Annotated in this window: 9 protein-coding genes; 6 read left to right on the top strand and 3 right to left on the bottom strand. The window is 54.3% G+C overall.

The features are described from left to right. Position 1: 1 nt before the first annotated feature. Positions 2 to 541, top strand: coding sequence for a cytochrome b (locus PCO31010_RS01025; protein WP_150662599.1), 540 nt, complete (start codon positions 2 to 4; stop codon positions 539 to 541). 79 nt (positions 542 to 620) lie between these two features. On the opposite strand, the gene PCO31010_RS01020 is transcribed toward PCO31010_RS01025, so the two are convergent. Both PCO31010_RS01020 and PCO31010_RS01015 read right to left on the bottom strand, forming a co-directional pair. Continuing rightward, positions 621 to 1,100, bottom strand: a complete 480-nt coding sequence (locus PCO31010_RS01020) for a nuclear transport factor 2 family protein (RefSeq protein ID WP_150662598.1) — start codon at positions 1,098 to 1,100, stop codon at positions 621 to 623. Between the two features lie 23 nt (positions 1,101 to 1,123). Next, positions 1,124 to 1,702, bottom strand: coding sequence for a TetR/AcrR family transcriptional regulator (locus PCO31010_RS01015; RefSeq protein WP_150662597.1), 579 nt, complete (start codon positions 1,700 to 1,702; stop codon positions 1,124 to 1,126). Positions 1,703 to 1,943: 241 nt separating this feature from the next. Here PCO31010_RS01015 and PCO31010_RS01010 point away from each other — a divergent pair, with 241 nt between their 5' ends. From PCO31010_RS01010 to PCO31010_RS01000, 3 genes are all read left to right on the top strand, one after another. After that, the gene (locus tag PCO31010_RS01010; protein WP_150662596.1) at positions 1,944 to 2,138 is read left to right on the top strand and encodes a YqaE/Pmp3 family membrane protein; all 195 of its coding nucleotides are present in this window, start codon (positions 1,944 to 1,946) and stop codon (positions 2,136 to 2,138) included. 326 nt (positions 2,139 to 2,464) lie between these two features. Then, entirely contained in the window at positions 2,465 to 4,501 is a 2,037-nt protein-coding gene (locus PCO31010_RS01005; RefSeq protein WP_150662595.1) for a hypothetical protein, read from the top strand. A gap of 10 nt (positions 4,502 to 4,511) precedes the next feature. Next, complete coding sequence (locus PCO31010_RS01000) at positions 4,512 to 5,489, top strand: ATP-binding protein (RefSeq protein ID WP_150662594.1); 978 nt, start codon at positions 4,512 to 4,514, stop codon at positions 5,487 to 5,489. 2,408 nt (positions 5,490 to 7,897) lie between these two features. Here the strand turns inward: PCO31010_RS01000 and PCO31010_RS00990 are convergent. Then, positions 7,898 to 8,569 carry a hypothetical protein gene (locus PCO31010_RS00990; protein WP_150662593.1) on the bottom strand — a complete coding sequence of 224 codons (672 nt, stop codon included), beginning with the start codon at positions 8,567 to 8,569 and terminating at the stop codon, positions 7,898 to 7,900. 525 nt (positions 8,570 to 9,094) lie between these two features. Between PCO31010_RS00990 and PCO31010_RS26540 the strand changes: the two genes are divergently transcribed. Then, the gene (locus PCO31010_RS26540; RefSeq protein ID WP_174984178.1) at positions 9,095 to 9,292 is read left to right on the top strand and encodes a hypothetical protein; all 198 of its coding nucleotides are present in this window, start codon (positions 9,095 to 9,097) and stop codon (positions 9,290 to 9,292) included. Then, positions 9,289 to 11,694, top strand: coding sequence for an AAA family ATPase (locus tag PCO31010_RS00985; protein ID WP_174984176.1), 2,406 nt, complete (start codon positions 9,289 to 9,291; stop codon positions 11,692 to 11,694). Before PCO31010_RS26540 ends, PCO31010_RS00985 begins: the two co-directional genes overlap by 4 nt. Positions 11,695 to 11,834 lie beyond the last annotated feature (140 nt).

The following is an 11,834-nucleotide window of genomic DNA, read 5'->3' as shown; positions in this document are numbered from 1 at the left end:
GATGAAACAAAGCATCACGCGCTACGATACGGCGTCCCGCTATTTGCACTGGTTCACTGCGGCGCTCTTAGCGGTTCAATTTGGTGTCGCCTGGGCGATGCCGGATATCACGAGGCAAACACCTGCCATCGGTCTCGTCGCGTGGCATCTCTCGTTAGGCGCGACGATTCTCGGGCTTACGGCAATACGGATGCTATGGACGCGTTACCGGATCAAGCCGGAAAGCAGGCAGAAGTCGCTGGTGCATGCGTTCGTCGCTACTGCACACAAGGGGCTCTACGCACTTCTGGTGATCGTGCCGGTGCTGGGCTGGATCAATGCGTCGGCCCGAGGTTACGGGGTCAAGCTCCTTGGCGTGATTTCTTTGCCTGCTTTATCGGCGCAGGGGTCATCGTTCGGTCACGCAATGGGTGACGTCCATTCGCTGCTGGCCTATGTGCTGCTGGGCGCAGTAGCGCTGCACGTTTGTGCTGCGCTTTACCATCACTGGGTACTTCGGGACGGGACGTTGCACAAGATGCTTCCTCTTTCGAGGACTTAACGGCGCCTTGATGCGGGGCGCCGCCAACCGAGCGCGACGCCGCTGGTGCGGCGTGCCCGGTTGCGGGTCGAACATGCGATCAGAGTCCGAGATCGGACAGCCCCGGATGATCGTCCGGCCGCCGCCCAAGCGGCCAGTGGAACTTGCGTTCGGATTCCTTGATCGGCAGGTCGTTAATACAGGAATAGCGATTCGCCATCAGCCCGTCCGGTCCGAACTCCCAGTTCTCGTTACCGTACGAGCGGAACCAGTTACCGGAATCATCTCGCCATTCGTAGGCGTAGCGCACTGCGATACGGTTATCGGTAAATGCCCACAGTTCCTTGATCAGACGATAGTCGAGTTCCTTGGCCCACTTGCGCTCGAGGAAGGCCTGCGCTTCGGCACGGTTGTTCACGAATTCAGCGCGGTTGCGCCATTTCGTATCGACGGTGTACGCGAGGGCGACCTTGGCAGCATCTCGGCTGTTCCATCCGTCCTCGGCAAGGCGGATTTTCTGAATCGCGGTCTCACGCGTGAACGGCGGAAGCGGCGGACGGCTTTCGTTGGTGGATGACACGTTGGATTACCTCACGGGTTAGGTTAAGACACGGCAAGAAGTCGACGCGCTACACGCGCGGCAGTGTCGGCGGCTTCGGTTCCGCCGAAAACGAGCGCGACCGAAATCGCGCCGTCAATCAGGATCAACAACTCTCCGGCGAGCGCATCCGGCTGAGGCAATCCGCTCGCGGTAGTGAGTTCACTCAGGTAGTCGAGAAGCCGTTGTTTATGCAGTTTCGATACCGACCGTATGCCGCTGGCCGGGTCGCCAATCTCGCCCGCTGCGTTCAGGAACGCGCAACCGTGAAAGCCGTCGGAGGCAAACCACGTCCGAAGGGCGTCGAAGCACGATTGCAGGCGCTCGACGGGATCGTTGGTTTGGGATGTCGACGCGACGAACCATTGCATCCAACGCTCGTCGCGACGCAGGAGCGCAGCTTCCACCAACGCTTCCTTCGTCGGATAGTGACGGTAAAGCGTTTTGCGGACGACGCCCGACTCCCTGACGATGGCATCGACGCCAGTGGCGTGAATACCCCCTGCGTAGACCAGTCGCTCGGTGGTGTCGAGCAGCGCGAGTTGAGGTGCAGAGAGATCCGCGGGTTGAGAAGAGGAGGCCATTAGGAAACGCGAGAATGATCGTTCTCCGCAGTGTAGAACGATCATTCTCCAAAGTCAAAGTGATTTCAAAGGGCGCATCGACTGTCTCGGAATGGAGATATGCGAAGACGTTAAGAAATTGCGTTTATGCTGATGGCTTATGAGGTGGGGGGAGAACCGGATCGTTTCGATCTTAGATGAAAGGTTTACCCACCATGACCGTGCCGACCGGACGCCGGCGAATTCCTTAACGAGGATGGACATGCGTTTGCTGCTTGCTTTGATTCTTCCCTGGCTGCAATTTTTTACGATCGGACGACCGTTTGCAGGGATCATCTGTTTGCTGCTTCAACTCACGGTGATCGGATGGATTCCGGCTGCTATCTGGTCGGTGTACGCGTTGAGCCAGTACAAGACGGACAAGAAGATCGAGCGAGCGCTCTCGGGTCGCGGCTGAGCGACGGGAAAAGACGCACGCGTGTGGTGCCGATGCGTTTGTTTCCTTGGACGACTTCGCAATAAGCCTCGAAATCGTCGGAGATGGTAGGCGTCAATTTGCATAAATTTGTTCCGACTCGCAGGAATTCCATCACAATCCCAGCCTCTTTCGCGCACCTTCTGAGGAACAAAATTGCACAAAATAATTTTACATAATTTTGTTCTTTCTTTTGACCTTGAAAGCAATTTTGTTCCTTCTTTGGCTAGGGTTGGCGCCACCTTGAAATCGCAGAAAAAGCGCCTACTGTTCGGGTGTATGGACGCTCGCACCCGCCAGGGCAGCATATGCATCAGTTCGAGATTAGCAACGAGCACGGCGCATTAGTTCGGACCATCGGAGGTCAATACATCGATGCGTCGGGCTGGCCAACGCTCGATATCAGCACCCTTTCCGCGAAAAGGCAGGCCCAGTACTTCGATCGAAAAACCGCGGTCTTGCTCTTTATTGCCGGCGCTCCTTTGGCCGAAATTCGACAGCGGACACAAATATCGGGGAAGCAAGCTTATCGGCTTATTAGGGAGCGATGCTTGCAGCCCCATCCTGACGGGAGAGTCTTTGGGTGGAGAGGACTGAGCCCTTGGACACGCATTCGCCAGTACCGGAGGAATAAAGCGGTTCATGTCGATCAATTTGGTCATGGCGCAGCTGGGGCGATGCAGGCTGTTTTGGATCGGTATCCCGATTTGCGGAACGAATTTGACAAGCTGATCTGCAAAGAACTGCCAAAAGGCCGGTTGACCGAAACACGGCACAACCGAAAGCAGCAACTAGCATGGTTTCTTAACAAGCTCAGAGCCCTTGGTTTGGAGGCCAGAGGTGAATGGCCATTTTGCACTGCAACCAGAGGATATTTTTCAGTCCGAAGATACGTAGACCAAGTGTTAGCGGCGAACCCGAAGGCTTTAGCCAGAGCGACAGGGGGGAGCGACCTAGTCAAAAAACTTCGGTCCGGTGATGGTGCCGAGCGCCCCGTGATCAGATTCATGCAGCGCGTTGAAATGGACGCACACAAGCTCGACGGGCGTTTTTGTGTTTCGCTACCGCTGCCGGAAGGTGGCTTTCAAGAGAGAATCATCCATCGTCTTTGGGTCGTCGTTATCCTTGAAGTGATGTCCCGAGCAGTACTTGGTTACTACTTCAGTATGGGACGCGAGGTTTCAACGGACGACGTGCTTCGCGCCATTAAGCGTGCACTGTTGCCATGGCGAGCTCGTCCCGTGAATTTTTCCGAAGAGCCCTACCGTGTCGGAGGTGGACTATTGTCCGTGCTCGGGGAGGCGTTCTCGGGCCTGTGCTGGGATGAAACAAGCGTCGACGGTGCACTGGCAGAGACATGCCAGCATGTACGCGACACTCTGAGCAATGTAGTTGGTTCAACTTTATTGCATCCGAAGAATTCGTTCGCCAAACGTCGGAGTAAAGACGACCGCCCATTTATCGAAGCATTTTTCCGTAATCTGGCCAGCGGGGGCTTCCAGCGTTTGTCCAATACAACCGGGGCGAAAGCAACCGATCGACGAGGGCAGGACCCGGACGCAGTGGCGCTCACGAGTGCTTTTCAGGTTGAATACGCGGAGGAACTTCTCGACGTTCTCATCGCGAACTACAACGCGACCGAACATAGCGGGATCGGGTACCGCACGCCCCTCGGATACGCAAAATTCTTGCTTCAACACACTGAAGGAAAATTGCGTCGCGTGGACCCCAAACTTGTTGCACAGTTCTTTAGCGTGAAGAAGCAATGCACCGTAAAGGGCGGGGCAGCAGAAGGGCGCGCGCCATACGTCACGTTCTTCTACGGTCGATATTCAAACGAAATACTCGGTGCTCGGCACGATTTGGTCGGACGAAAAATCTGGGTCACAAGCCACATGGAAGACGACGCCCGAGTCGCTTTAGCGTCGATGCTAGATGGAACTCATCTTGGTGTTCTACGCGCGGCTCCGCCTTGGCATGTCTCTCCTCACAGTCTCATGGTGAGAGCAAAAATTCGCCAGCTTTCTGCCGTAGGAAAACTGCAAATTCCACCGGGGGGCGACGCGATCCAAGAATTTCTCGGCTTTGTTGAAAGTCAACCGAGGAAAAAGCTGCCGATATACCCCGCTTACCTTGAGGCGCGAAGAATTCTTGAGCTCGCTGCGCAGAGGTCGATTGGCGAGCAAATGCTCGATAGAGCACTCGTCAACGCGGAGCATCGCGACATGGCACCCCGGAAGCGCAGGCCCACCAATGAGCTCGGAGACAACCGGTCGGACGGATCAGCGATGCAAGAGCGAGTCGCCACACCGCTTCCACCTCGCCGAATGACTCGAGCCAAATAGAAAAATAACAATGTTCTCGCTCCCCCCTCGTATCGATACAAGCCACAGCATCGTGACACAACAGTACGCTGTCTACACTCCTCCAATGCACGAAATGATCGAACAAATGGGCGATTGGATCGATCAGCGACGTCCCGGAGGATACATTTACGGCGCGTCAAGATTGGGGAAGTCTCGTTGTGTCCAATGGTATCTCTTGAAAGTTCTGGAAGAGCGATTCAATGAGGTGGTACCTATGGTGGTTTGGAACAGACGCGCGGACAGTCAAGTTAGCGAAGCAGCGTTTTGGCAGCAGATTCTGATGGCCTCCAAGTTTTCTTTCGCGGACGCTCGAAAACGGCCTGCACGAGTCGAGTCAATTTTTTTATGCAAAGAACGCTTCATCGCGATTGCAAATAGTGCGAATCGCAACTACGCGGTGCTTCTCATTGATGAAGCGCAGGACATGACGCTTCGAGAATGGAAATGGTTGGTAGGTCTTCAAAACGATCTCGATTACGAGGGCTACCTGTTAAGCGTCTTCTCAATAGGCTCTCACCAACTGAGTTATCGTCACGAATATATGGCGAGTACAGGAAACGCCCACATCGCTGCTAGATTTATGGCTGCTCACGCCAAGTTTCGCGGCTTACAGTCACCTCTAGAGCTCGAATATGTACTGAACGCATACGACGTTGACTCGGAATGGCCGGCAGGAAGCAACATCTCGTTCCTCGAGTATTTTGCGCCAGGAGCATATCTATCCGGTCGTCGATTAACAGAAGCCGTCCAACAATTCTGGATGGCGCTAGTCGAGTTGTCGCCGAACGAGGCGCGCAGGCACCGTGAGTTCCCAATGCAGCACATCGCAAGGACGGTGGAGGCGCTGCTTCTGCAGTTGGCTACCGAAACTCCTTGGGATGACGTCATGTCCTATGAAAATCTCTTGCGAGAGCTGTCACGGACAAACTTCTCCGACCACATGCGCATAATATCCACGGGTGCCTAATTGGCCGAATATTCTGCGGAAAATTGGTCATCTCACAGTATTCGCCAGTACGAATCGCTATTGTCCGTTGTCACCAGATTCTGCGAGCTAAATGGTATCAAACCCCGCGAAGGATTTGAGTACTTGGGGCTCTCTGCATATGGTTACTCGAGCTCAACAGCGAGCCTGATCTCCAACCTGTCAGGAGTTCTTCTGGAGCCGAAATCAGTCATCCAAGCACTTCTAGCCCCAGAACCATTCTCAGGATGTGGGCACTACGCACCTAAAGTTGAGAAAACTACTGCCCACTATGTCAGATATTGTGAGGAGTGCGCGAAGCACGGCTATCACTGCCCCCTTCATGAGGCGCCCTGGCTTGCCCTGTGCCCGTTCCATGAGATAGCACTAACGCAACAAATGTTACCGACTGGCGCCGGCGCAATCTCGCACCAGCGAGTCGCCACACTACGCGACATTATGAAACCTAGGTGTGCCTCGTGGCCGGGGTGCCGTAAGGCGGCTCAATCGAGTTTCTCAGTAGAGTCCATGGCTTCTCTCCAGGCCTGGCTAGCCAATGTGCAAGTCGCAGCATCGGGTCTGGCTAATCATGAGATATGGCGGTCGCGATACATTCATGACTCCGCATCGGAAAGTGCGCCTCACGCCATTGACAAGTTGCGTGCGCTCTCTCCGATGCAGAACACCATCACCCATTTGGTCGAAACACACGGGGACACATGGCGGTTTGCTAAACGCCGGTTGCCACATGAGTTCACAGTGGCATTAGACAGATTGGCTGCCAAAGGTCTCACTTTCGCGAGTGTTTTCGAATACTTCAAGGATATGGCCACGAAATCTGCAAGGCCACCTAGCTTTGTGACACGGCGTGTACAAGCGCAACGGAAGCTGGCGCTTCGGCACGGGGAGTGCCGCTGTGAATGGGCATACATCAGCGGGGGCTGGACATCGTTCTGGCGAAGAGTGCACCCAGACGATTGGCCGAGAATGGGTTCGCATTGCCCGTATGCGGTGGCAATTAACACGCTTGCGCAAGGTTGGGGAAACCCAAGTGAAGCGTTGTCCCTTCGCGCACAATCCAATGAGCACGAACGCCTGCTGCAATGGTCGAGGATCATGCTTGATGCGGGCATTGCGCGACTGGTACGCCACCCAACTCCGACACACGATCTCTACGAACCAATGTCGCCAGATCCGGCATACTTCGAATGGAATAGTGAGTTGCCCATGACGGCCGTCCTAAATGAGCTTGCGGAAGAGGAGCTTGACATCACGTACGAATCATTTTGCCGGTGGATAGACGCAATCGAACGGGGAGCGCACCCCGGATCTACGGATGCATCACAAAGCGCCCTATGCTTGGTCAAAACGGCTGATGGCACCGATCTAAGCAGATGGCACCTCGTAGGCGACTCGAGCACTGGCCACTCACGATCACACATTTGAGATAGACGCCAACTGTACAAAAGGTGTGTGTGAATAGAAGTTCTAGAGGGCGGCCCCATACTCGGTTGATAACCTCGATGCCGCAATCAGGTGCGCCAGCGTCAAATGGTGGCGCTGGCAAGACGAGCTAAGATCCGCTTGCGTCGGCCCTTTGTCACTTTTAAGTACAACATCGTGACGAAATTAACGAGCTGCGCACTGCCCAGGCAACGAGAATCGCGTTATCACTCAGGTGATGCACACAACTGTTAGAAGCGTCCGATTTAGAAGTCTGATCATGATACGAATGTATTCTCTTGTTGTATTCCCCCTCAATGCAGAAGGCTGCACAACGTTGCCCGTTATTTGCTCATAGTCTAGCCGCCGACTGATAACCGACAACCATGAGTCCGATGATGCCGTATCTCCCAAGCGACCGACGTCCACGCAGTCCGTGGAAGAAGCGATATTTCATCGATACAGAATTCACCAATTTCGAGGCAGAATCCTGCCAACTCATCAGCATCGCCATTGTGGGTGAGACGGGGGAAGAGTTTTACGGAGAGAGCTCGGATTTTGACCGATCACTGTGCAGCCGATTTGTGAAGGAAAACGTACTCCCGCAACTGGGAAATTTCCCCGACCGATCGATGCCAAACGAGGTGTTGGGTAGGGCGCTTATGACATGGTTGTTGGCGGCACCACTTAAACCCAGGCCTATACTGAGCTACGACTCCGATTGGGATTACCAGCTTCTTGTGCGATTGCTCCGCGGGCCACTACCGCAGGGATGGAGGCACGAAAACGTATTCCTAAAAATCCGCCCCGAACGGTTCGCACAGTTCATCTCGACGCACGGCGGGAGGCATCATGCGCTGCAAGACGCGCGTGCCAATGCTTTCGCATTCACATAATGCGCAGAAGCAACCATACTGCAAGCTCGGCTCGCAGTATGGTTTTCCTTCTGCGAACCTGGAATTTGGTGATCACTCCCCTTTGTCATCGTGCGAAGCAGCAAAGAGGTCACTTTCGGCGATGGTGTGAAACTTTCTTACGCCATCACTTGGAACAATGTGAGTTTGCTTTGCTATCGGGTCATACACTCCACACGCCGTAGCTCCGCAGGCAATAAGAAAACCTTGGATTCCGACAATCTCGCCTCGTACGACACGCTCAATACGCACTGGAATCGGACCTCGGCCGGTTGCGGGGCCGATTTGGCGTGCATCGATCGAAGAGATTTCGTTCATTGCCTTTTCGCGTCCCTTGGATGTGGTCCACAAAAAAGCAAAGGCAAGATACATGCAAGTCAAGAAGATGACAAGCAGCCCGCCGACAACATAGGTCAGAATCGCATCAACAGTTTCAGAGTTTGATGCACTTTCGGAGGCGTGGACGGAACGCCGAATCTTCCTCGTGGATCGGCGAGCTCGTCGGATGAGACTTCTCCCCACATCGTAGATGCTGGTGCCAGTGAATATCACCCCACCGGCTATCAGCGCAGACAGGCAGATCCACAGCAAGCCGTGGCTTAGGCCGTAGTGAAGGTAGTCATCCCTTCCCCACGGAAAAGCCGAAGGCTCAAGTCTCCACTGATGCAAATAGCTATCTCGAAATACTCGGCCTTCTTCGTAAATAAATGCGCCGAGTACCGTCAACCACACACCGACCTGCAGAAGCCATGCTAGCGGCCTCTCAGTACTCCTTGAGGAGCGAGCTACGCCGCCCCTCGCAGGGTGCTTGAGACGGCGGTCCGGATAGCGAGGTCTATTCCAAGATGTCATTCCGTGTTTTCACTCAGGGTGTGCAATATTAAGATCGCAAGGGTGTGGGAGGAGTACAGACTGAACATAAGACTGCCCGCAGAAAACCATCCTCAAAAACCTACCGGTTCAACATGGCTTGTCCCTTGACGACCTATTCTGGTCCGGACGCGCCAACCTCATAAACTTTGGAATTTCCAAAGACACGATGTGATTTTATTTTACATTAACCATGTTGCACTACGAATTATGTAGAATGCAATGTTCATTATTTAAATAAACAACCATAGTTTTCTCCACGAACACTATTCGATCACGTACTAACAGCGATTGATCACGAGCTTCGAAAGTCGCGCTTGCATCCTAATCGGGGTAAAGGTATGTCTGTATACAGAGACATCGCAGTTTGGATAAACGGCCATGGTCAACCAGAGTGGCAATCCGACGCGGTTCGGCGAATTCTGGAAAAAGGCAGGCTCGACGACGATGACGTCAACGAACTACTGGCCCACCTTCTATTCAGGTGCGGCCTACAGGATCAACCCGCGAAACCTTTGGTCAGAGTGGACCCTGAAAGACTTCCGCGGGAAGCAACAGCACAAAGGCGTGTTGCGTTGAAGTCCATCAATGGTCCAACGAATGTGAATGCGTTAACCTCAAAGGGAAGGCTAGACTTTGAGGCCGCAGGCCTGTCAATCGTCTATGGTGAAAACGGCGCTGGAAAATCTGGGTACTCCCGAATTCTCAAAGCCGCCTGCCGTGCGCGCGACTCGGAAGACATTCTGCCAAACGTTTATGGGGAGCTCGGCGCTGGGATTCCATCCGCCATCGTTTCCTGGGAAGCAGATGGCAATGTGACAGAGCAGCGTTGGACACAGGGGGCGCCTGGCTCGGATGATTTGGCATCCATCGCGGTTATGGACAGTCGTTGCGCCAGCATGTTTGTGGACGACGAGTTGAGAGTCCATGTTCTGCCTCAGGGACTTGAGGTTCTAAGCGAGCTTGCGCGTGTTTGCGATCGGCTCAAGGAAAGGATAGAAGCCCTGTCTAGGGCAAAGAATCGGGACTTCAGGGCCATTGACACACTGCGTGGGAACACAGCAGTAGGGCATTTTATTGATAGACTCAATAAAAGCTCAAACGTCGCCGACATTGAGAAGCTAGCGTCCATTAGCGACGAAGACCGTGTTCGAGCGGAGGAGGTGCGAAAGCAGCTTGGAGCCGACCCAACTAAGCGCAAGGCTGCCGTGCAGCGCTTAGTCGCACGTATCCAAGCAATGCACCGAGATATCAAGGAAGCGCGCGCGGCATTGTCGGACGAGGCTCTGGAAACGCTTTGCGTCTCATATAAACAATATGCAGCGGCACGTCAGGCGACTGATCTTGCGTCAACGAGTTTGCTTGAGGACGGTCAGGCACTTCGCGGCACAGGGTCTGATCCTTGGCGGGAGTTAGTAACTTCGGCGATGAATTTCGCGAAGGAAGGTCCATACCCGCATGCGGACTTCCCGGCTCCGCAAGACGATGCGCGATGCGTGTTGTGCCAACAGCAACTTTCCCAAGAAGCGTCTGAGCGATTGACGCGTTTCGTCCGCTTTCTGCACGACGACACACAAAAGCGCGCTGAACATCTGCGGGCCCAATCGAGGGAAAAATATATGGCGCTGATGTCCGTGGACTTCAGTGCCATGCCTCGCGACGTCCACATCATCGAAGAGCTAAAGGAAACGGCGCCGCACGACGTAGCGGCAGTAGTCCAATTCATCGAAGCACTCTCGTCACGGAAGACCGCCATCGCAGCGATGTTTGCTGCGAAAGATATTACCGAGCAACCACGCTGTCCGGAGATCCCAGAGATAAGCATCCAGCAGATTCTTGCGCCATATCAGAAAGAGCTCGCCGGCATTGAAGATCTGCTTAAGGATGAGGGGCGGCAGCGCCTTACCCAAGAGCTCGCTGAGTTTGACGCAAGGACTCGTGCGGCCCCTCTGCTAGGCCTGATCAAGGAGCGGGTCACGATGTTGTCCGAACAACATCGGCTTTCCGAGTGCCTGAAATTCACCGGCACGAGTGGGATTACGCGAAAGAACAACGAGCTTTCAGAGATCGCCTTGGCTAAGGGTCTCAATGAAAAGCTTGCGAGCGAACTTCGGGCCTTGAACATTGAGTCGAAGAAGGTGGATTTGACATTGCGTGGCCAGAAGGGAGTATCCAAGCAGCAACTGCGTCTGGTGGATGCGCGTGACCTCGGTCGCAGCAAAATATCCAGTGTCCTGAGTGAAGGCGAGCAACGTGCGATCGCGATCGCAACGTTCCTCGCCGAAGTAATCACCTCCGGCTCGTCCTCAGGAATTGTGTTTGACGATCCTGTATCTTCCCTTGACATTCACCGACGCGAAGCCATCGCAGTACGTCTGGCGAAAGAGGCTAAACAACGTCAGGTCATTGTGTTTACTCACGACCTGGCATTCGCCTGGACGTTATCGGAGGCGGCGCAGGCAGAGGCCGTGCCTTTTAGAGCAGACCGAATTTTCTCCGCCGGAAGGGAGAAAGGTGTGGCCGCTAATGGCCTGCCTCACGAGGCCGGAAAAATTCAAGCGCGCGTTAATGGGTTAGCCGATCTGGCCAGGCTTGCGCGAAGAGTGCTGGAAGAAGATCATGACCCCGATCGGTATGAGCAAATGGTCCGAGACGGCTATCGCAAGCTAAGAGATTGTTGGGAGCGCATCGTAGAAGAAACGCTGTTCGGGGATACGGTTCGCCGCTTTCGTAAGAGCGTCAACACCAAGATGCTCAAGCGCGCCTATGTTGACGACGCCGATTTTTTAGCGGTTTGGGAGGGCATGAGCCGCTGCTCAAACTACACCCATGATGGCGCTATGGAAGCCCCGCCACCGATGCCGACACCGGATAATTTTGATACCGATATCTCGGCCATTCGTGAGTACTTGGAGCGAGTGACGCTCCGCGCAAAAGAAGTGGAGCAAAAAAGAGTTGAAATGATACCGGCAGCAAGGTAGCCGAAGCCTCATTTTGAGGACGCTGAACACAGATGGGGCAACAGGCAAGAGTGTAACCCGCGATTGCAACCTCTCCGAGCCTGAGATTCAGGCTGTGACTGCTTTGCCTCGGTTTTCTCTGATCGTAGAATCTTCTACAC

The sequence above is a fragment of the Pandoraea commovens genome (genome assembly GCF_902459615.1).
Lineage (GTDB): Bacteria > Pseudomonadota > Gammaproteobacteria > Burkholderiales > Burkholderiaceae > Pandoraea > Pandoraea commovens.
This window is presented reverse-complemented; position numbering and strand designations above follow the sequence as displayed.

Coding starts and splice junctions, on each gene's coding strand:
- PCO31010_RS01025 (WP_150662599.1), top strand. CDS start 2: ATGAAACAAAGCATCACGCGCTACGATACGGCGTCCCGCTATTTGCAC.
- PCO31010_RS01015 (WP_150662597.1), bottom strand. CDS start 1,702: ATGGCCTCCTCTTCTCAACCCGCGGATCTCTCTGCACCTCAACTCGCG.
- PCO31010_RS01010 (WP_150662596.1), top strand. CDS start 1,944: ATGCGTTTGCTGCTTGCTTTGATTCTTCCCTGGCTGCAATTTTTTACG.
- PCO31010_RS01005 (WP_150662595.1), top strand. CDS start 2,465: ATGCATCAGTTCGAGATTAGCAACGAGCACGGCGCATTAGTTCGGACC.
- PCO31010_RS01000 (WP_150662594.1), top strand. CDS start 4,512: ATGTTCTCGCTCCCCCCTCGTATCGATACAAGCCACAGCATCGTGACA.
- PCO31010_RS26540 (WP_174984178.1), top strand. CDS start 9,095: ATGGTCAACCAGAGTGGCAATCCGACGCGGTTCGGCGAATTCTGGAAA.